We start from the raw sequence: 23,264 nt of genomic DNA on the forward strand, positions 1-23,264 counted from the left end.
ATGTTTATTGCTGCTTAATTTTAGTACAGACCAATAATAATGTTTTGTCTGCAGATGGAAGTTCATCTGGTAGTTGAATTTCACATTCGTTATCATCTAATTTAAGAATAATAGGTTCACTGGGGACTAACCCTGCAAGATAGGTATAACCATTTTCTCCTACAATTCCAATATTGTGCATTTTACGATTAAAAACCTCTACGCCAAACGGTGGATAAGAGCCATCTTGTAAAGTGATAACGCTCATCATTTTTTGTCCTGATAATATTTGGAATTTACGGTAACCTATAGCACCTTCAGTCATCGTAGCCAAATCAATTGTATCTATAACATCTGCATTATCAGGCAGCTTATTTAAGTCAATTGAAATTTTATTTCGATAATAATTTCTGACTTCAGGCAATACAGCTTTACCAAATGAATTTGAATAAGATGGTATGCTATATCCTTTAATTGGAATACCTTCAACGCCATCTGTATCAACCAAAATGCGGGTATTGCCTGCAATACCTGTACGGTGAAAAGCGCCACCTTGAGCTGTTAGTGTCATACCACCTTGGGCATTAAGGCTAATTGATTTATATTGTGATTCTGTGTAGCTCGCCGCTAAATTTAGTTTAACATTGCTTGCATCATAGTTTATAAATGTATTGGCGCTCGCTCTTGAATCATTACTACCGATATTTAAACGGTAATTTAATTTATCATCAACACGATTATACATTCCTGCAGTATGACTTACGTAATTGTCATCGGATACAAGGTTATAGCTTAAACTTGATGAGTCTCCCCAAGGAATGGATACACTAAAGAAAAAACCTTTATCATCATAGTTCATGTTACGACCTTTATAGCCACTAAAATTTAATGAAATATTTTTATAATTAAGAAAATCAACATATTTAGTTAAGATTAGGTCATAACGATAATCATTTTTATCACTATTCCAATAGGTTTTATAATTATAATTTAATGTGGTTGAAATTCGAGCATCTCTAAATTGTTTGTTTAATGATACAGAATATTGTTCTTTATTTTTCTTTTCAATTGAATTGTAAAAGTCATAATATAAAAAATCTGACATCGAATAGAAATTATCGTTGCTATATTTAACTAATGACATACGAAGCTGAGATTGAAGCTCAGCCCATGATTTAATATAGTTTACTCTATAAGCAGTCCCTTTAGAGGTATCACTGTTTTGTTGTTTAAGATCTGCATAGCTTTTTGTAATATCAAATGAAATTGAACCAAAGTTATATAAGTTTCGACCTAAACCTATAGAAAATGCATTGTAATCCCGATTATTTAAGCTTCCCGCAAATAAAGACCAGTTATTGCTTACGCCCCATGAAAATTCACCTGAAGCAAATGCAGAACCCGTAGTATGTCTATCGTCATTTGAAGGCCGGCCAGTTGAAAATTTATATCGGAAACTACCTGGTCTAGCTAAATAAGGAATCGAAGTTGCATTAACTTGGTATTCTTGAATGGACCCATTTTGTTCTTCAATTCTGACATCTAGTTCCCCATTAGCGTAACTTGGAAGTTCTGCTATTGTGAATGGTCCTGGAGGAACTTGAGTTTGATATAAAATTCGGTCATTTTGAGAAATAATCACTAAAGCATTTGAATTTGCGACACCGGATACTTCTGGGGCATAATCACGTAAGTTTGGGGGGATCATATTTTGATCGGTCATAATTGCCCCACCAATGAACCTAAAGCTGGAAAATAAATTAGAATCTAAATAATTTTCACCTAACAATAATTGTGACTGAAGACTTTTTATTGCTCTATATGCATAAAGTTGGGTAAGTTTTGTTGAGTTATTGGCGTTTGCTTTTTTGCCGTAGCCATTAGATGTTTGCCAATTTCCTCTTAAACGCCATGGGCCTAAATTAACACCAGTAACACCATTTGCATTGAGAGATAAATTCTCTGAAGATAAGCTATTATCATGTATTGAGCTAATGTTTGCGTTGTAATCGAACAATAAGCCAGATATACCGTCATCCCAACGAGAAGATGGCTCCCAATTTTCCTCTGAATATTCCATATACATTTTAGGTATCGTTATATAAAGAGTTTGGTTGCCAAAATCAACTTTGTATGATGACCCAGGAAGAGAGCTAAAATCTAAACATTCCCCATTGTGAAATAATTTAATTTCCTTTAAGGTTTTTTTATCTAAAGTTAAAGTTTCAATAGTCTCTTTTGGAATACAAAGAACAGTATTATCTGCATTTTTCTCATCTTGATATATTGTGAAGTTTTGTTCAGGGATTTTTAATTGATTGACTTGCCAAGCCATATTATATTTGCCTGGCTGTATGTAGTCGGATTTTGAGAATCGTGAAACGTCAATGTTTTCATTATCATCTAAATTTAGCATATTAACACTAAATTCAATATCATTGGCGTGAGTACTAAAAGAGAGTGTACTTATAAATAAACAAACGGCTATAGTTACAAATTTACATTTGCAATAAGCTACTGTATTTGGTTTGGCTAACATAAGCCTTCCTAATATCCAAGTATAAATACATCGATTGCTGTAAAATTAGAACCAATTTTATAAACAACAAGACTAATAGTTTGCGTTAGTCTTGTTGTTTTTTGTTATTTCATTATTTAGTTATAATGTATTATTGGTAGCTTAAAGTAAAATTAGCTGTAGCGTAAAACTCACCAGTTTTGATTGATGGGGTAGTACCTGTGTCAGCAATACCTAATCCTTTAACATAAGATGAAAAACCTAATGTATTTGGCCCAGTTTGTAGTTTTTGTGGTGGCAGTGGTACACCATTTTTAACGATAGTATTGTTAGAAGCAATAACAACCCCTGCACCCGTAGCGCCTTTACCATCTAAACCAACCATATCTGATACAATAGGATCGCCATTAGTATCTTCCCCAACTATTGCAGCACCATATGTGAAGGTTACAGTGACTTTGTCACCGACATACTCACCCGGAATATCCTTTTGTTGATCATCTTGACGTAATTCATCAAAAGTACAGTCAGCCAGCTCAATATCAAATGCTTGAACTGAGCTTTCTCCTGTATTATTACTTGCTTGTAAAACTTTACGAGAAATTTGACCAAATTCAACCTTGATCGGATCTTGAGAAACGAGTGAGCATGGTGCATCTATAATATAACCATGAAATTGTACTTTCCCAGAACCTTGGCCTTGTTCGCCAGCAGCATAAGCGAAAGAGGTAGCAGCTGCAGTTGTTAAAACTGCAACGATAAATTTATTTTTTAATTTCATAATTTAATTCCTAAGATAATATTTATATAAAGTTTAAGTTGAATTACTTAACGCGTCATTCAAATGTAAAAGGGCTATGTAGTAGTTAGTGACTCTTTATTCTAAATAAGAAATATGAATATCATTCATATTGTCTCTATGTTTTAAATGTTAGATTAGTTTTAATCTTTTTCCACTCTTTTTTTGCGTAAATACAGAGTTAGTCATTACTTGGTGAGTTTTTTTTGTTAAAGTTTAACATGTCGGCAATGTGATTTATATTATGACGAATCAAAGTAATTGAACTCATGTTATTGATTTTTTTTATTTTATTTTCTTTGTTGTGTCAATTAATTAATAAATGAAATGTAGTGTAACGAATTATTTCATTTATTTTTGGAGTTTATTGAAGATAAAGATATTTGATTTTATTTAAGTATAAATACAGGATTAAAATTTAACATAAGAAATGATAAGTAAGTATTTATACATAATAATTATAGTGCTATTTTCAATTGACTAAATACATATCAAGTATAATCCCAAATTAAAGTTAAATTAAAATTGCATATATTATATTTATCTTAATTATGTAAAATTAATATAATTTACATTTGAACATAAACTTTATGAATGCATTAATAAATTATTTCATAATAGACTTTGTATTTAACAATTAAAAACCTCATTAATAACATGAAGTAAACATGGGTTTAAATTCTGCCTACCGACTTAAATAAAGTTATTAGTACTGACTTGTCGTATTTATCTGGTCTATTGCATTGCGCTTAGGCTTGTGTTTGGCTGTTATCACTCATTTTTTGCCCATTTACTTACATTATGAATATAAGTGTAATTGCTGTTATTTAGCATTAAATTCTACATATCATCATTATTTTTAACAAAATATGCTCGCTATTTTATAAAATAACTTATATTTAACAGTTATTTTCTATATAAGACGACAGTATTATATTTAAAAATTTTCAATTGATAATTATTACCTATAAAAAAGAGTTTAATTCACGTTAGACTAGTACAGTATTAGTAACCTAGGTTATTATTCAGTAGTGAACATTAGTGATGAAAAATTAAAGATAGATTATTAATAAATTAAAATAGTCTTATTTTGATTGAAACTTGAAGTTAGAAAGGCAATATTCGTTATTAAAAATCAAGATATAAGCCATAACTCGTCAGTTTAATAAACACATATCTAATATTAAGTTATTATATGCTTTAATTTTGCATTTGGTTTTTATGGTTATCATTGCAATGGTAATAATAATATTAGTTATCTTGGCTGTGATTTAGATTTTCTTAGTGGTAATTATTAATGCTATTTATGGGGATTGTCTCAAGGGGGGGATCTTTGAAGGTCAATTTTATTTGAATTAAAAGCCTTTACTTAAATTAATCAGCAAAAATCAATAACCCTTAGCTCCAGTGAATATTTAATCGAGCTTATTACTCGTCAAGATTTACTCATTTCCCATTACTGTTCATTTTTTGATTGATTTCATCCTTGGCTAAAGATAATGCTTGCTGAAATTCAGGGCTAGCGTGTAAACGAGCGACGACGCCTGAGCCGATTAATCTTCCTGCTTTCACATCACTTTGCCAATGTACACCACAAATAACTCGACTTTGACCAAACGCATATCCACGCTGCAATATTTAATTTTGTCTGGAGGGGGCTATTTCAGCAAGAATCAGCGCTGTTGCCCAGCTATACGCTGTATGGCCTGATGGATATGATCCATCTTTCATTAGGATAGCGTCTTCATTAGGTGTACAAGAAGATGTATTAAAAAAAACAAAAGGTCGTATTCTCTTATAATTTTCTTTTGCTTCTAACGATCTCCAAGTACCGGTATCAAGTGATATATGCTTCAATAATGTATATATTAGGCGTATTGATGCTTGAAATATTTATACCTAATGCCTTAGAAAATGGTTTCCCTAGACTGGTATCAGAAAGATCAGCATCGCTGATAGCTTGGTGCCAACGTGATGTGCTCCTTAAGATAACGGCTTGTTCAAATAAGGCTTTATCATTTAAAAATTCAAAGCTTTTATCACCTATTTTTTTGCGGGAAGCCCCTTCCTTTTAGGGGAGAGGTAGAGCAAAGCCCGAGCAAGCGGGCTAATGAGGGCGGTTTTGTTGCTCAATATACCGCTTTAAAACCCCAAGAGGCGCACCGCCCACACTACCAGCAAAATAAGACGGCGACCAAAGCGCATCATTCTTCCATGCGGGCTTATGCAGTTCAGGAAAATGCAATTTCATCTTGAGAATACTGACTGTATGGTAAATAAAGTTGGTAATGTATTTTTTATATTAATCTACTATATTAATTAATATGGATAATTATTTGTTTTTAATTTGGTTTAATTAAGTTTTTTATTTTTTTTGTATAAATATAATTTTACAGTGAGTCGTCTTAATTTTTAAATTTAAAATGGGAAAATAAGAAAAAACTCGCACGAAGCGAGTTTTTATATCATACAGAAAAAGTAGAATGCTCAGCGTAATCGTTTTTTCTTAGGCTTGTCTTACCTCTGTATAATGTCGACAGTATGGTTTTCCCCATCCTCTAGCAGTGGAATTCTGTCATCGGTGAGTATGACTCCGTCTAGCGATGCTTGGTAGTCTTGGTTACTGCGCACAACGGTGATTTGGTACTGACTTGTGCCATGCTGGTATATCAGGCTAATAGATGGCCAGCTATGTGGAAGCAAAGGATGTATGCGAATGACTTCACCTTGACGTTTAATTCCCAATAATTCTTCAGTGAGCAAACGGTATGCCCAGCCTGCTGAGCCTGTATACCAACTCCATCCGCCACGTCCAATATGTGGAGAGACACTATAAATATCAGCGCTCATAACGTATGGTTCCACTTTGTAACGTTGTATATCGTTAGTATTCAGACCATGGTTAATTGGGTTGATCATTTCCCAGAGTTGCCAAGCTCGTTCGGTGTTACCCATTCTTGCAAAGGCCATTATTGCCCAGATGGCAGCATGGGTGTATTGCCCGCCATTTTCGCGTACACCCGGTAGATAGCCTTGAATATAGCCCGGATTTGGCCCATGTCCATTGAATGGTGGAGTTAATAATTTAATTAATTTAGCATTGCTATCAACTAAACGTTCATCTAATGCTTGCATTGCCTGTGTACTACGTGCTGGACTGGCTGCACCAGAAAGTACTGACCAGCTTTGGGCAATCGCATCAATTTGGCATTCTTGTGAGGTTGCTGAACCCAGTGGATTACCATTATCAAAGTATCCCCTTCGATACCATTTACCATCCCAAGCCGTAGCCTCTAAATTTTTCTGTAAACTTGTTGCTTCGGTATGGCACATAACTGCAACAGTATTGTCTTGCCGTAACTCAGCAAGATCTGCGAAGTGTTGTAAAATATCGTACAAAAAGAAAGACAACCAGACACTTTCGCCTTTGCCTTCTATTCCGACTCGGTTCATGCCATCGTTCCAGTCTCCCGAACCCATTAACGATAGCCCATGCTGGCCAAACTGTAGACCATGCTTAATTGCTTTAAGGCAATGTTCCCAGAGTGTTTCTTCTATGGTACTGATAACGGGCATATCGTAGATGGATTCTTCTCCTTGTTTGAGCTGACGACCTTCCAAATAAGGGATGTATTGTTCGAGAATTCCGCTATCTCCCGTTGTTTCCACATAATGACAAACCGCATGAGGTAGCCAGAGATAATCATCTGAGCATTGCGTTCGCACACCATTACCATAAGGTGGATGCCACCAGTGCTGTACATCACCTTCAATAAATTGGCGTGATGCACAGAGTAAAATTTGCTCACGTAAACGTTCTGGTGCGACATTACTCAACGCCATGCTATCTTGCAATTGATCGCGAAAACCAAATGCGCCTCCTGACTGGTAGTAACCACTGCGAGCCATGATACGACATGCAATTGTTTGGTATAGCAGCCAGCCATTCACTAAAGGATTAATCGTAGTATCAGGCGTATTAATAACGATTTTATCGAGCACCGAGTGCCAATGATGATTAACATTATTGAGTTCTGAACGAACCGCAGCTTCGTTCAGATAGTGAGTGATTGTCGTATGTGCTTGCGCCTGATCTTCACAAACACCTAGGACAAAAATAAACGTTTTCTGATCACCATCGATTAAAGATACTGCTGATTGCACAGCTGCACAGGGATCGAGACCAGCCCCTGTTTTATTTGAAAGTCTGTGTAGGTTCATTGCTGCTGGTTTTTGCAAGCTACCATTGCGACCAATAAACTCATGGCGATTGCCCGTAAACGAGCAATGAGCGCCTGTTATCGCAAAAAATGCGGTTCGTTCGGCACCATTGCTACCATAAAAATTATTTGCCATCACACCACAGCCCCCTGAGATATTGGCCGAATGCGTGATGATGTGAAGTGCTGATTTACTACGAGACTCACTCAATGTCCATTCAACATAGCCAGTGACGGAGAGCTTTCGCATACGTCCAGAGCTATTCTTGAGTGTCAAAATGGCGAGTTTTACGGGGGCATGTTCCGCGACCAGTATTGTAAGCTCACTATCAATGCCATTTTCACGGTGAGCAAATACGCTGTAGCCAAAACCATGGCGTGTCAAATAATCGCCTTGACCCCGTATGGGGAGCGTAGTTGGTGACCAAACTTTACCACTTTCTTCGTCACGGAGATAAAATGACTCTCCGCTATGGTCGCTAACAGGATCATTTTCCCATGGTGTTAATCGATATTCATGGGCATTTTCATACCAAGTATAGGCCTGCCCAGCTTCTGAAATCACGCTTCCAAAATCAGCATTTGCCAATATATTTGACCATGGTGCCGGTGTTGGTGAATTTTCCCTGAGTATAATGTGATACTCACGGGTATCCTTAGAAAAACCACCGTGACCATTATAATGCAGTAACTGTTCGGTATCTGGTATCCAATTAGTATGCTGGTTTATTCCTAATACGGAACGAGGAATAAAGTCTTTTTGTAGCGTTACTTTTTTATTAAGACGTTGATTTAATTGTTCGCTTAATTCACCAGCGCGATCATCGAGATAAATTTGTGCAACACTCATCAACAGTAATTTATCTTCGACAGAATGATGTTCACCATTACGAACAAAAATTCCGCCTGTTTTATCTAGTAGATTTGCTTCTGTGCCTGCATAAATTAGCTCCATAATCTGATTTTGTAGGCCTTGTTGATAACCATCTGAGCTATTATTGAGGATTACCAAGTCTACCGCTAATCCTTTTAACCGCCAGTAATGATGCGCTTGAATCAGAGTAGTTATTGAGCGAATGCTCTCATTACTGGTGACATTAAGCAGTACAATAGGCAAGTCACCGGAAATGTTCCATCCCCATAAACTGGATTGCCCACGCCGGTTTCGGCTGATGATATTGGCATCACTACGGAGTTCAGGGCAAGGGTAAAGCACCGCGCTCGCGAGTCTGTTAAATAGAGTTGCATCATCTTCGTTTGCATTCATTTGTCGTAAGACGACTCGGCTGTGTGATCTCGCCAGTTCGAAAACGCGGTCAGCGATAGTATGATCACGATATTTTTCCAAAAGAGCCAAACTAAGTTGACGACTGTCGCTGATACCATAAACGATGTCTATAATGACAGGCTGCCTTGGGTGTAACGTGATGGTTTGTCGTATTGCCAGTATTGGATCCAGAACAGGGCCTGACGTATTACTAAGTTGCCCGCTTTGTGTGAGCGTTAATGCATCTACTGGGCTTCTGCCTCGTCCTAAAAACTTAGCTCGATCGGTCTCAAACGAAACGGTTTTAGCGTAATGACCGTGTACAACCATCATATGAAGCAGCCATGGGCATTGATCATCTGGTGTGCGGGGGCGTCGATGGCATAAAATTGCTTCGTGTGTGGGAATTAATTCGGTCTGAATAAATAATTTACTGAATGCGGGATGTGCCAAATCGCTGGTGGCAGGTGCAAGGACGACTTCAGCATAAGTCGTTAACTCAATAGTTCTCGGTAGGTGACCCCGGTGTAGCAGGGTTACTCTACGTAGTTCAATATCATCTTCAGGAGAAATGACAACCTGCGTTCTGACGCTAAGTGTTTTATTAGTACACTTAAAGTCCGCTTCCGCATCGGTAAATATGGTCTCGTAATCAATATCAGCATTACCCGTGGGTTGCCAAGTATTGCCCCAAACATCACCTGAGAGTGTGTCCTTGATGTAGCAGAAGGCTCCCCAGTTGTCGCAGGTTACATCACTGTGCCAGCGTGTGAGTGCAAGATCATTCCAACGGCTATATCCACCCCCCGTGTGGGTCATCATTAGATGATAATGGCTATTTGATAATAGCTGAACTTCAGGTACCAAGCTGTTCGCATCGCTGAAAATCCGAGGTTCATAGCGAACCGGTTTTATCACTCCCGTATGATGTTCAAATTGACGACGTGTACTGTATAAATCGATGGCATCAGGCACCTGTTCCTGTAAAAGCAAACTTGCTGATTGGAATGCTTTACTGGATATAAATCTGTCAACCATTGGCGCATCGAGTAGTACGTGAGACAGTGCCTGAAATGCCATTCCCTGATGATGAGCCATCCATGATTGTACAACTGCATAGAGCTGTCCAGTTGCGAGGCGTGATGGCGTATAATCCAGCGCTTCATAAAAACCGTATTCGCCGCGAGCACCATTTTTTTCCAATCTGATTAGGTTTTCGCAGGCTTTCTGTGGTGCAACCATCAAGGCGAGAAATGTCGCATATGGCGCGATGACCATATCATCGGCCAGACCTCGGCGTAAACCAAGCCCAGGCACACCAAAAGCTTGATATTGATAGTTTTGTTGTATATCAAATGAGTAGTAACAGGATTCTGAAACGCCCCATGGTACACCTCGTTCTTTTCCCCAAAGTATTTGGCGTTTAACTGCAGATTGGCTCATTTCATCAAGTAAGCTAGCCGGCCACGTTGGCATTACTAGGTTTGGCATCAGGTATTCAAACATTGAGCCACTCCAAGACATGAGAGCAGTTTCTTTATCAATAGTAGTAAATAAGCGACCCAGTGCGTACCAGCTTTTTAATGGCAGCTGATTGGTGGCGATAGCCAGAAAATTAGTCAAACGAATTTCCGACGGCAACAGGTCGTAGTAGCTTTTATCTAGTAAATTGCTGTCACAGTTGTAGCCAACACTGAGTAGATTAGTGACTTTACTATATAAGAAAGTGAAATCCATTCGAGCGTGTTCAGTGAGCCGTTGTTCTAGCTCACTGATAATATTTAGCCGGAGACGAGCTAGTGAAATGACGGATTCTGTTGGTGTACCATCCCCCGTATATTTTGCCTGAACTAGCCAGCTAAGTGATGGTAATACTTGGGGATCCTGTATTGGTGTTAACCAGCTAAGCAGGCTAGACCACTCTTGGCAAAATAGGGACAGCTGATGACGTAAATGCTCAATCCATCGTAAAACAAGCTGATCATCTTGATGACATAAGGTTGATAAGCGTTCACTTTGGTTTAGCATATTTTTGAGTTCAGCATATAACTGTGAATGAGGTAGCAAGGCGGATTTGGTGCATTTTTTTCGTAATAAATGCAGTGCTTTCGGTGCGTTTCCTCTCCAGTGCTTTTCAATAATTCCCAGAGTATCATCCAGACCTAATAGCATCTGTGTACTATTTAGCAATGGCTGATGGCGTATGGCAGTTAAGCCTTCTCGTAGCGTTAGTAAATGTCCTGCGAAGTTGCCGCTGTCAACACTGGAGATATAGCGTGGATTAAGGGGGGCAAGCGTCAAGGTATCATACCAGTTATACAAATGCCCTCGGAAGTGCTCCATTTTGTCGAGCGTATCAAGCGTGAAAGTGATCCGTTGCAATACTTCGCCAGCAGGGTGATAGCCAAAGTCCCACGCAGTCAGGTTTGCCATTAGTGATAAGCCAATATTAGTTGGAGACGTCCTATGTGCGATGACTGAACGAGGTACTTCTTGGTAATTATCTGGTGGAAGCCAGTTCTCTTTTGCTGAGGTAAAGGTTTCAAAAAATGCCCAAATCTCACGACTTGACTGGCGCAATAGCTGTTTTTGGTTGCTGTTTGGCGAAAATGATTTACGAACAGGTTGATTGCTCATCCAACTGAGTAATAAAGGTGCTAAACACCACAGTAGGCCAATCAACACAGAGATAATTAAAAAGTTTGGTGCGAAATATAAACTCAAAGTACTCAATACTACGCCGCTGATTACGTTCATCCACATTATTCGATAAAAACGAATCAGTGAATTTTTTTTATGATCAGCTAATGGGCTATAACTAACCCATTGACTAAGGTCACGGTGACTGACATTTAGGCGCCAGAGCGTTACTGCTATTGCGTAAAGCGAATATCCAGCCTCATGCGGTAACGTAAGAAAGTTGAGTCCAGAACGTAAAAGGCGTTTTAGAGCGCCTGATAAAACTAAGACTAGATGTTGCCCAATAGGGTGGCGTGAAGGCTTATTAAAAAGGTCGTAAAGGGTGGTTAGCACCGTTGGCAGTAGCCACACTATTGTTAATATACTTAACCAGTAAAATGGATTAGGTACCCATAATAACGAACAAAATAATAGTACCAGTAAGGATGGCGTCACTAAACTACGTCGTAAATTATCGAATAATTTCCAGTATGAAAGAGCTGATAATGGATTTTTATTATAACTCCCATCTGCTTTTTGGACGCGGGATTTCAACCAATTAAGCAATTGCCAGTCGCCGCGGATCCAACGCACACGTCTTGAGGCATCGGATAAATAATTATTTGGATATTGTTCGTAAAGCAAAACTTCACTGACAAGTCCTGAGCGCACATAGCATCCCTCGAGTAAATCATGGCTAAGGACAAGATTATCTGGACAGACATTTTGAGTGGCTAACATAAATGTATCAACATCGTAAATCCCTTTGCCAACAAATGATCCTTCGCTGAAAAGGTCCTGATAAATATCCGAAGACATGACTAAATAAGGATTATTGCTCGATATACCACTGCATATTGCGGCATAACGTCCTTGACCATTACGAGGGATCTCTTCTGCCAGTCCTGGTTGCAAAATACCATATCCTTTCACGACTCGTTGACGCTCTGGGTCAAAGACGGGGTGATTCAGCGGGTGTGCCATCGTTGCAATGAGCTTATGTGCACTATCTCGAGGTAAAATAGTATCGCTGTCTAACGTGATGACATATTTAACTCGTTCCGGTAACTGACTTGGGTTGGTAACTGAAACAGTCGAAAACTGTGAGCTGGGTTGGCGCAACCAGCTGTTCAATAAAGCAAGTTTGCCTCGTTTTCGTTCATAGCCCATCCAAACTCCCTGTTGGGGATTCCATTTTGGCGAGCGATGGAGTAGATAGAAACGTGGTCGGCTAGACGGATATCGTCGATTGAGATTTTGAGTTTGTGAGACGACCCAGTCTAGTAGTGTGTTATTTTCCGGTGAATTTTCCACCGTTGAATCGGTAAAGTCAGTCAATAATGCGAAATAAAGATTGTCGCTTTGGTTACCGAGCCAACACACTTCCATGCTGTTGAGTAATTTTTCTATCGCGTCACGATCAGTTAGCAGGCAAGGAGTCACGACCATTGTCGTGAATTCCACTGGGATCTCGGTGGAAAAATCCATTCGAGGTAAGGGGAGCGGATTGCTAAACCGAGTAGTGGCATCACTTTGTAAATTGATCACTAATTGGCTGATAACCACGAGAAGTGGCGTTACAAGTAGTACGAGAAGCCAGCCAATTTCCTGCAACGATGTTTCATATAAAATACTGATTGTTATCGCAACGGTTAAGAAACTCAGGCTACCAAGCCATGAAAATAATGGTGCATGACTAAAACTACGTTTAATACGAATAATCAATGATGCTTTTACGGGTAATCGTGTTTCAAATTGCTTACGACCCTCGCCTATCAGGAAATAACCAACATGATTTTCGGGATTATTGGGGGCGGTTTCTTCAGCGAGTTCGAGTAAACAATGAGATACTTCAAGCTCGCTTAAATGACTTCGTCTCGCGAGTATTTCAATAATATTTCGGTAATGATTACGAGTATCAAAGTGCATTAAAGGGTAGATACCAGCAGGATCTTTCCGTAATATTTGCTCTACTACGCTCATTGATTCGATGAAATCAGCCCAGTCAATTTCGCTCAGTAAATGCAGACCTGCGATACTATTGCTTACTGAAAGTTGATTGGTGGCGAGTTGTTGATTAAAAAGATAAATAAGCCCATCAGTTGTGACACCTTGTTCAGCAAGGCGTTGTTCAATCCAACTCAAAGGGAGTGCCAGTATATTACCACGCCCTTGTAAACGGCGTACCATTTCGGCGACAAATGCGCTACTGAGAGGCGGCCGTGTACGGGCCATGTCTGCAATAACTAAAATCAAATCCGCAGGGGAATTTTCAACACATTCAAAAATTCGTGTTAGCCACATATCTGCTAGATTACGTCCCTCTTGGGCTTTTGAGACCTCGATACTGACCCGACGAATATTTTCGATTAAAGCTAAACGTAACATACCCGGTAATGCCCAAAGCTCACCTAATGTAAGGTGCATCACTTGCTGATAGGTAGCGATATAACTCGCTAAACTTGCTTTATCCCAACGTCCATCTCCATGAGCAATTGCCTCTGCTGCGATGTCATAAATACGGGGACAATTATGTGGTGATGTCAATGAGGGAAGCCCTTTACCAAAATTTTTCGGCAAATGTTGTCGTACAATTCGGATCTGCTCTTCAATCAAATAGTAATTGTCCAGCAGCCACTCTCCCGCAGGCATAATACTTGCTTTATTGCCTTCATTGAGTAAATAACAATTTTGCGTGATGACAGCTTCATTCTCCCCAAGACGTTTGAGAAGATAATAAGGAAGTCTATCAGGAGAAAGTTTATGTGAGCGCGCGAGTTTTTCTCCATAGCACTCCATTTGTGCCGCTGAAAATAACTCTGCTTTGATTGTATTTTCATTTAATACATTAGTATCAGAGGCGCGATAACTCTCTGATTCAGATGGCACGATTCGGTGTGCGTTAATCCACTTCTTAATATTAATTTTCATGGGATTGCTCTATGGCAATGTGAATGCAAAGGAGTCGCGATTAAAACCGTAAAGAAACATTCCCTCAGATAAAAAAGGGCGTCACAAATTTAGCGACTGCAAGAAAATGACTTATATACCTAAAATATTTCAAGATGCATGAACACAGTCAGCGAAGCTGTTTTGATGAAAAAAAGTAAAAGAAATATTGATAACACAGTGACTCAGCTAGCTGAGTGAGGCCGCTATGTTTAGAATATAATCCATGCAACTGAACGTATGACGGATATAGAATGCAAATTTTTACTGAAAAAAAAGTGTTAATGTGGGGCAATAAATAACGCTTTACATCCTGGGCAAAGCATTGTGCGCTTTAAGCGAATCTTAGATGTTTGTTGAGATGATTTAAAGCCACAAAGTGGGCAGGTAACGCTGGTTGTAGACGAATGACCGCCAGTTAGTTTCATTAGGTAATCGAAAAATAGCATAATGATTAATCCTCCAATGAATGAGCTTTATCATAACACGAGTGGATTAAAATATACGCAGTAAAAGATATATTACTTAATAATATTTTCTGATCTATAGATTTTTAAAATTATTTATAGCGAGTTAATTTAAGCTGCGTGCCTTAAATTAAAATGAAAAATTAAATTTAATGATATACTTATCAAGCACAAACGTTAAATATCAAAAATAAAATCATGCTTAAAAATCAGTTATAATGATTGGGGTGTTATTGATTAATGGTTTTATTGGGTTTTTAAATGCGTTGTTTTTATAATTAATATAAATTATAAAACAATATAATTGATGAAAATAACGTTATTTGTCAATTGGATGGTTTTAATTTGCATTTTTAATTATATATGCGAAATCACTCTTTGAGTGAGAAATTAGTTATGCTATCCAGATGCTATTTTAATTATTACGAATTGAAAATAGAGGTCATCAATGATAAGAACACGATTTGTTAATTAGGGTTTTTTTGGTTAATTGTATGATATTCAAATATATATTCTAATAATTAGTATTGAAATCTTTGTCATTTTTAGTCAGTATAATAAACTAATTTCATTAAATTACCTTTTGTTATTTAGATGAATAATCTGCAAAATAAGGTTGTTCATATTATTTAATCAAATGTTTAATCTGGTTACTGTTTAAAATTATTATACATCATGCAAGTGTACTACTATATCGAGTAATTAGTGACGTAAAGTGTAAGTGTTTATTTGAACGAGCATGGGATGACTGTATGGAAGATTTGATTTTGGGAGGTACAGTTTTTATACCAGGGATAACCTTAGTCTTTTTTTTGGGTTTTTTTTATGGTTATTAATAAGAGTTTTTTATGTGGGTTTAGTTATGAAAAATGAATACGCGGGGAGTCTATTTGATATTTCCATGTTGTTTTTTTGTATATTAATAACACATGTAATTACTAATTTATAAGTGGTTATATAATGAATATAAAAAAATATTTATTGGTTGTAGTATCCATATTTATTATTATTTTATCTATCTTTGTATTATGGAATCATTATGCACTAAGCCCATGGACTCGAGATGGTAGGATTAGAGCGGAAGTTAGTGAAATAACAGCTGAAGTATCAGGTAAAATTGAAAAATTATTAATTATTGATAATCAGGAAGTTAAAAAAGGTGAGCTTTTACTAGTCGTTGACCCGACAGATTATGAGATCAAGCTACGTGAATCTGAAATTGAACTCAATGAATTCACTGTTCAATATAATTTTGCCAAGAGCCAACTAGCAAGGCGTACTAAACTCAGCCAGGTTGCAATATCGAAGGAGGAACTTGAAGATGCAAGGTCAAGGTTGGATAGCTTAACGAAAAAAATAGAGTTAGCGAAAGTTAAAATTGAAAAAGCAAAATTAGATTTATCAAGAACACAAATTAAATCACCTGTAAATGGCTTCATTACTAATTTAAATTTAAGACAAGGTAATTATATAAGGTCAGCCACTCCGCTATTCGCTATTATTGATAAAGATTCTTATTATGTTATTGCTTATTTAGAAGAAACAAAAATGCGTAATGTTGCTATAAATAATAACGTAACGATAAAACTTTATAGTAATAATGAAGAGCTCAAAGGTAAGGTGCAAAGTATAGGTCGAGCAATAGATGATAATAACTCTAGCACAGGTAATCAGCTTCTTGAAAATGTACAGCCTAACTACCCATGGGTTCGCTTAGCTCAACGAGTTCCGATTAAAGTTTCTTTAAACGACATTGAGGGTTTACACCTTATTCCGGGTACAACCTGTACTGTATTTATTGAAGAATAAAATATGAAATTAAACTGGATGTTTGCAATAAAGTACATGCTGGCAATTATATTAGCTTGGTATGTATCTTCATACTTTGGTTTTGATAAACCGTACTGGTCAATGATGACCGTTGCAATCATTGGGTATCCTGATCTGTCATTAAGTCTTGCAAAAATGGGAGCAAGGTTAGCTGGCAGTTTGATTGGTGTTATTGCCGTAACGCTAATAGCAAATGTCAGTATTAATGATCAATGGCTATTTACGTCATTAATTATAACTTGGCTATCTACTTGTTTATTCTTAACTTTAGTTTCACGCTACATGATGCAGTATATGTTTTCGCTCTCTGGATACACTTCTGCGATTATTGCATTTGGCACTTCTGTTTATCCTTTACCGATGACTATCTTTAAGTTGTCTGAAGAACGGTTAATGGAAGTAACGATCGGTATTGTAGCTTATACTTTTGTTATGTATGTTTTACCATCTAAACGAAATCCTTTTCAAAGTAAATTGCTTAAGAATAAAATCAAGATGGACAAAAAATTAGCACTATCGGAATTATTTAAAGGGCACAAAGATAATACAGTTAAATATATAAAAGACATCATTACGACAAGTGTAGCGTATGATGAATTAAGTCAATATGAAAGTAATTTTATTTCATTTAAAAAAACAAGTAGCCAAGTGTTAAAATTACCCATGTTTATTACTTTTATTATGCTAGGTTTATCCGATAAAGGAATGTTGAAATACAAAGGTTATAATCAATTTATTAGTATAAAAAATAAATTAGACAGAGGAAATGATTCTAATTGTTATTATTTCTTTGATTGGAGAGATGCTTGTTTAAATACAATGAGATTAGTTTTAAGTCTGATTATCAGTGTGGTTTTTTGGTTTAATACCGGGTGGGATTACGGATATATTCTAGCAGTACTTGTTAGTATTTCATTTACTTTTGGCATTACTATTCCAAAGGCGAATAAACTCGCATTTATTATATTTATAGTTGCATTATTTGTGATTGCGGTTAGTTATCTCCTGAAGTTTTATTTTCTCATTCAAGTGTCCAGTTTTTCACAGGCTTTATTAATTATGATTCCTGTTTTTCTTTTATTAGGTGTGCTTAAGACTATAGGGAAATTATCTTTTTTAATTTCACATGTTATATGTATATCAATAATATTTCTAATAAACTTCACTAATCCGATGGTTTTTGATTTTGTTTCATTTTCGAATACGGCAATTGCTCTTCTTTTTTCAATTATTATCGTTATTTTGATGTTATATATCATACCATTAAGCAGTGCAGAGCAAATAGAAAAAAGAAGAGTAAATTTCATTTTTGTAAAGGTAAAAGTTTTTTTAGATAAAGGAAATGAAATTTCAAAGTTAAAAAACACAATTATTATGAATTTAAATTCATTTTCAAAAACAAAAAATTTAAATATTCTTTATGTTTTATTATCTTTATTGAATATCTATGAATTATCTAAAGATAAAGAGGTGAAAGAGATATTAATAGGTATTATCACACAGGTGTTAGAAGGTCATGATAGAGTCAAAATATTATCATCATTAGAAAGCAAGAATAGTAAAATTCAAGATGTCAATATTAGTTATACTAAAAGTATTCTTAGTTTTTTACCTTGATTTTAAATTAAAATGAGGTGGTCATGTTTGATTTGTTAACAGCAATCGGTATTGGACTCGCTGTTTTATTACCATTATCTAACCCATTAACTACTGTAGCGCTATTTCTTGGCTTGTCTGGTGGTATGACAATTGAAGGCCGTCAAAAAGTCATAAAAATGACACCCATTTATGTCTTTTTTATTATGATAGTCTCATGGTATTCAGGCCAAGCTATTATGAATACTTTTGGCGTTTCAATTCCGGGATTACGGATAGCAGGTGGTTTTATTGTTGCTTATATTGGCTTCAGAATGCTATTTCCTGTTGTTGAAAATAATACAAATGATGATAATAAAAAAAGTAGTGATAATAATTCCAGTGTTGCATTCGTTCCATTAGCAATGCCAAGCACTGCGGGACCGGGTACTATTGCGATGATTATCAGTATGGCATCTTCAGTAATTACAAATGAACATGCCTACCCACATTGGGTAATGTTGGTTGCCCCACCACTAGTATTCATTATTTTTTCAATAATTCTGTGGGGATGCTTAAAAAGCTCGAATATTATCATGAAGTTTTTTGGTAAATCGGGCATCGATGCAATTTCAAGGTTAATGGGATTTTTATTAGTTTGCATGGGCGTACAATTTATTATCACCGGTATAGCAGAGCTCACTCGGTCAGGCTTTTTTAGCTAATTATCATGAGCGATGATAACCAAAGTTATGCCTGTGATACTTCAAGTTGCATGGAGATTGCTTATATGCGACTTGAAGTATTTTGGGTATAGTAATGAATAAATTTAATTCAAACTTGCAATCAATTTTTGACGAATAGACATCGCGCTATCTGGGGCATCAAAAAGACATAAATCAAGCCAAGTTTCTATTTCTTGATAAGATGCGTTTGGTAGCGAGTTATGCCATTTTTGCTTTAAATCGACAGGTAATTGCAAAAATTGTTGGCGATCTAAACGGTGGCTGAGTTGCATTGAACCTGAAAGGAGCAATGTGATCTGATGAAAACGTTTTTCTGGCGCAAGTACGTCAGGAGGAACACTTCGATCAGGATTACGAAATACGCGTTGTGCCAATGCCATAATTTGCGGATCTAGTTGTGGTTCGGTGAAATCCCCCAGTAATAGGTCGCCTTTTATTAGCATTGCCGCAATGATATATTCAAGACAAAAACGTGCTTCTATACCATTTTCTGGAATCCTAATATTGGCGGCAATATCCCCTCCAAGTGGAAATGCAACATCAATCCGATAAATATTATCAATCAAGCCAGCTAAGGTTTTACCACTGCTTAACCAACGATCACGTAAAATTTGCGTGACAGCTGCGGCGGAATGGGTTCCTGCACAAGTGGGGTAAGGTTTAAACTCAAGCCCCGGGGTCTCAATGCGCCACGGATTACCCCAATCTTTTATTAACAGTTCAGGTATTGCTTGTTTACTACTCATCGCATCTAAAAAAGCATCAATTACCCCATGAGGGCGCGAAGAAAAACCTGCTGACGCGAGCTGATAAGAGGTCACCGCGGATTGCGCGGCAAGACCTGCATGAAGTGGCTTTGCGGCTGAACCGAATTGTGCTCGTAGTGCACTAGCTTGTGTTGCGGCAAGACCCAATGAACATGCAGTTGTATCAACGTCGGCTTCAAGTAAATAGCATAACGCGGCTGTTGCGGCGATAACCCCCAGACTTCCGGTCGAATGGAAACCTAATTGGTAATGTTGATGAGTCATTGCTAACCCTAAACGCCCAGCAACTTCAATACCAACACAATAGGCATTTAAAAAACGTCCATTATCAATGACTGCTTGCGATGGGAATACTGCAAATAGAGCCGGTAATATAACTGTTGATGGATGGCCACGAAAATGTGCATGAAAATCATCAAAATCAAGCGCATGACCTGCATAGCCAAGAAGCAGTGCTAGACTGCGAGGATCACGCTCAGGCCATAGCTTACAAAGTTGAAGCCAGCCTTCATCATTGATGTGACCTTCCGTGACAGAGAGCGTCACGGCAAGATAATCTTTGATACCATCACGAGCCGCTTTTTGGGCTGAGGAAGGCGGAGATGCTCCAATAATTTTCTCCGCCAGCGCGATTGTTAGGTCACTGTTCATTATGCTTTTCCGTTGATTTCTTCCAGCGCAGTTTGAGCTAACTGTGCGAGATAGCGCGCAGTTGGGTAGAGCGCTTTATCATCAACACGGAATTTCGGATGGTGTAGAGCATAAGGACCACCAGAACCTACCATCATAAATGCACCAGGAATTTTTTGTTGATAGCATGCAAAGTCTTCACCAATTGGGCTAGCTTCGACTCTTAATGCTTCAAATCCTGATTTTTCTGCTTGTATAAGGGCTAAATCAACCCATTTTGCTGTATTGACGACAGAAGGTGGACCTTGGTGCCAGAGTAATTCAATACTTGCATCAAATGTTGCTGCAATTCCAGTTAATATTTGGCGTAAACGCTGTTCAATTTGTTCACGTGTAGCTTGGTTAAATGTTCGTACAGTACCTTCTAAATAGGCGGTATCTGGGATGACATTCCACGTACTTCCACTATGGACTTGGGTAATGGAAAATACGGCGTTTTGATCGGAAGAAACATTTCTGCTAATGATTGATTGCGTTGCATTAATAATTTGCGCGATGATAATCAGCGGATCATTTCCTTCATGTGGTTTAGCCGCATGTGAACCTTTTGCGGCGATTTTGATTTCAAAGCGATCAACCCCAGCCGTTAATGCACCTTCTTTACTTCCAAGAACACCAACGGGCAGTGTAGGGTCATTATGAAAACCAAAAATGGCAATTGCTTCATCCAATGCCCCCGTTGCTATCAGATCAAGCGCACCTACACCCGTTTCTTCCGCAGCTTGAAATAATACTCTAACTGTCCCCGGTAATTTAGCGGCATTTTGCTGTAACAGTATTGCGGCGCCAAGTGCGGCAGAGGTATGAAAGTCATGACCACATGCATGCATCACACCTTTATTTTCAGAGCTAAATTCAACGCCAGATTCTTCTTCAATTGGTAGAGCATCAATATCCGCACGTAGCACAATCAATGGACCATCTTGTTGGCCTTTAATTTCGGCGATCAGACCCGTCGCTAGCGGTAGAGGAAGAATATCAATTCCAGCTTCTGTTAAAGCATCACGAATGCGCTGTGTGGTTTGGAATTCCTGATTAGATAATTCAGGAAAACGGTGCATCTCGTGGCGAAATGCTTGAATTTTGTCCGCTAGTGGTTGCTCATGGCTACTAATATTCATTAAGTTCTCCTCATTAAGGCGCAGGTGCCTACTTTTATTTTTTGTTAGGGCTGTTGATCTTTGAAGATCGATTTTTAGTCGTGTTAATCTGCGATATGATTTTTTATTATTTCAATCAGTATCTACGCTAAAAATAAGCAGCAAAGATCAACAGCCTCAGGTTTATATATTGAACTCATCTATAGGTTCGATACTGGTTAGCTGTCGTAAAAAACGGCGAGTTTGTGGATTCTCAGAAAAACGAATAATTTGTTCTGCTGGGCCCTGTTCAACGATGTGACCATCAGCCATAAAGATCACTCTGTCAGCCACTTCTTTGGCAAATTCCATTTCATGGGTGACAATCACCATGGTGGTTTTTTGCTGGGCTAAAGATTTAATGACCTGCAAAACTTCAAAAACGCGTTCTGGGTCAAGTGCGGAAGTCGGCTCATCAAATAATATCGCTAACGGTTTCACCGCCAATGCGCGAGCGATGCTGACACGCTGCTGTTGGCCGCCAGAAAGGGTCACTGGATATTGATGAGCATGCTCAGCAAGACCGACTGTTTCTAAGAGTGCGTGCCCAATTTTATCTGCTTGGCTTTTGTCTACTTTTTTAACTGTAATCAGCCCTTCGGTCACGTTTTCGAGCGCCGTCTTATTTTTAAATAGGTTGTAGTTTTGAAATACCATGGCAGTTTGCCCGCGCAAGGCATAAGCTTCTTTGACGCTATGCTTGTGAGTATCCAGTGTGACATCACCAATCTGGATGGTGCCGGATTCAGGCTGTTCTAACAGGTTTAAGCAACGTAATAATGTCGATTTTCCTGAACCAGAAGGACCAATAATTGCGACAACTTCACCTTCTTGGATATCGAGCGAAATATTATTTAAGACAGTTTTATCGCCGAAACTTTTATTTAATTGCGATACACGGATCATAATTATTCCTTATCGTTGTAATGAGCGACTTAACCGTTTTTCTAACAAAGTTTGTAAACGGCTGTAGATAAGCACGGTGAGCCAGTAAATCAGCCCAACAACGATGAATGTTTCGAAGTAACGTAATGATTCAGCAGCGATCATTTTACCTTCTGCAAAGAGTTCAGTAACACCCAATGCGAAAGCAACAGACGTATCTTTGATTAATGAAATAAAGGTATTACCCGTTGCGGGTAATGTATTTAGCATTGCTTGGGGAAGAATAATGCGACGGTATATTTGGCGCTTATGCATTCCAATTGATAATCCCGCTTCCATTTGACCAAAATCGACGGATGTTAAACCAGCACGATAAATTTCAGCCATATAAGCGGAGTTTTTTAGGCTAAAAGCCAGAATTGCCGCCGTAAAAGCATCCATTCCATTTAATATTGGAAAGACTTGCGGTAGGCCAAAATAAATAATAAATAGCTGTACCAGTGTCGGAACGCCGCGAAATATAGAAACATACAAATCAACTAATTTGACAATAACCTTAATTCCGCTGATCCGCAGCAATGCGAGCATTAATCCTAACGCCATCGCACAGGCCATTGAAACAATCGCCAAAAATAATGTGACGGGAAGATAGCTTAAGATTTGCGGGAATATCCGCAATATATAGTCGATATCTAAATTCATAATTATTGCCTTGGAAATGTTTATCAGCCTTAATCATTCAGGCTGATAAACC

General features: G+C 37.8%; 13 protein-coding genes and 1 pseudogene. 3 read left to right on the forward strand and 11 right to left on the reverse strand.

All coding sequences use genetic code 11. The features are described 5' to 3' along the window. Positions 1-4 precede the first annotated feature (4 nt). From OOA_RS00975 to OOA_RS20800, 7 genes and pseudogenes are all read right to left on the reverse strand, one after another. Positions 5-2,518: a fimbria/pilus outer membrane usher protein gene (locus tag OOA_RS00975; RefSeq protein WP_008910244.1), complete on the reverse strand. Its 2,514-nt coding sequence runs from the start codon at positions 2,516-2,518 to the stop codon at positions 5-7. Positions 2,519-2,648: 130 nt separating this feature from the next. Then, entirely contained in the window at positions 2,649-3,278 is a 630-nt protein-coding gene (locus OOA_RS19670) for a fimbrial protein (RefSeq protein ID WP_008910245.1), read from the reverse strand. A 1,464-nt stretch (positions 3,279-4,742) separates the two neighbouring features. After that, positions 4,743-4,931, reverse strand: a complete 189-nt coding sequence (locus OOA_RS19675) for a phosphatase PAP2 family protein (protein ID WP_008910246.1) — start codon at positions 4,929-4,931, stop codon at positions 4,743-4,745. A gap of 3 nt (positions 4,932-4,934) precedes the next feature. Beyond that, positions 4,935-5,153 carry a phosphatase PAP2 family protein gene (locus tag OOA_RS21350; protein WP_071524204.1) on the reverse strand — a complete coding sequence of 73 codons (219 nt, stop codon included), beginning with the start codon at positions 5,151-5,153 and terminating at the stop codon, positions 4,935-4,937. Between the two features lie 250 nt (positions 5,154-5,403). Then, positions 5,404-5,562, reverse strand: a pseudogene (locus tag OOA_RS20975) (transposase); the annotation flags it as partial. A gap of 251 nt (positions 5,563-5,813) precedes the next feature. Then, positions 5,814-14,393 (reverse strand): glycoside hydrolase family 94 protein, encoded by an 8,580-nt coding sequence (locus OOA_RS00995; RefSeq protein ID WP_008910248.1) that lies wholly within the window; start codon positions 14,391-14,393, stop codon positions 5,814-5,816. A 299-nt stretch (positions 14,394-14,692) separates the two neighbouring features. Beyond that, the gene (locus OOA_RS20800) at positions 14,693-14,860 is read right to left on the reverse strand and encodes a YnfU family zinc-binding protein (RefSeq protein WP_269078028.1); all 168 of its coding nucleotides are present in this window, start codon (positions 14,858-14,860) and stop codon (positions 14,693-14,695) included. A gap of 978 nt (positions 14,861-15,838) precedes the next feature. Here OOA_RS20800 and OOA_RS01000 point away from each other — a divergent pair. The 3 genes from OOA_RS01000 to OOA_RS01010 are packed head-to-tail and all read left to right on the forward strand — an operon-like array spanning position 15,839 to position 19,008. Then, on the forward strand, positions 15,839-16,687 hold the full coding sequence (locus OOA_RS01000) for an efflux RND transporter periplasmic adaptor subunit (RefSeq protein ID WP_008910249.1): 849 nt from the start codon (positions 15,839-15,841) through the stop codon (positions 16,685-16,687). A gap of 3 nt (positions 16,688-16,690) precedes the next feature. After that, positions 16,691-18,325 carry an FUSC family protein gene (locus OOA_RS01005; RefSeq protein WP_008910250.1) on the forward strand — a complete coding sequence of 545 codons (1,635 nt, stop codon included), beginning with the start codon at positions 16,691-16,693 and terminating at the stop codon, positions 18,323-18,325. 23 nt (positions 18,326-18,348) lie between these two features. Then, positions 18,349-19,008 (forward strand): MarC family NAAT transporter, encoded by a 660-nt coding sequence (locus tag OOA_RS01010; RefSeq protein WP_008910251.1) that lies wholly within the window; start codon positions 18,349-18,351, stop codon positions 19,006-19,008. 104 nt (positions 19,009-19,112) lie between these two features. Here the strand turns inward: OOA_RS01010 and OOA_RS01015 are convergent, their stop codons facing one another. The 4 genes from OOA_RS01015 to OOA_RS01030 all read right to left on the reverse strand — a co-directional run bounded on the left by OOA_RS01015 (position 19,113) and on the right by OOA_RS01030 (position 23,212). Then, positions 19,113-20,447, reverse strand: coding sequence for an MmgE/PrpD family protein (locus tag OOA_RS01015; protein ID WP_008910252.1), 1,335 nt, complete (start codon positions 20,445-20,447; stop codon positions 19,113-19,115). Further along, positions 20,447-21,607, reverse strand: coding sequence for an amidohydrolase (locus tag OOA_RS01020; protein ID WP_008910253.1), 1,161 nt, complete (start codon positions 21,605-21,607; stop codon positions 20,447-20,449). Before OOA_RS01020 ends, OOA_RS01015 begins: the two co-directional genes overlap by 1 nt. Before the next feature lie 162 nt (positions 21,608-21,769). Next, a complete protein-coding gene (locus OOA_RS01025) occupies positions 21,770-22,537 on the reverse strand; it encodes an amino acid ABC transporter ATP-binding protein (RefSeq protein ID WP_419177162.1) in 768 nt (255 codons plus the stop codon). A 3-nt stretch (positions 22,538-22,540) separates the two neighbouring features. Next, the gene (locus OOA_RS01030) at positions 22,541-23,212 is read right to left on the reverse strand and encodes an amino acid ABC transporter permease (protein WP_008910255.1); all 672 of its coding nucleotides are present in this window, start codon (positions 23,210-23,212) and stop codon (positions 22,541-22,543) included. Between the last annotated feature and the right edge of the window lie 52 nt (positions 23,213-23,264).

Origin of the sequence: Providencia burhodogranariea DSM 19968 (assembly GCF_000314855.2) — a bacterium.
GTDB lineage: Bacteria > Pseudomonadota > Gammaproteobacteria > Enterobacterales > Enterobacteriaceae > Providencia > Providencia burhodogranariea.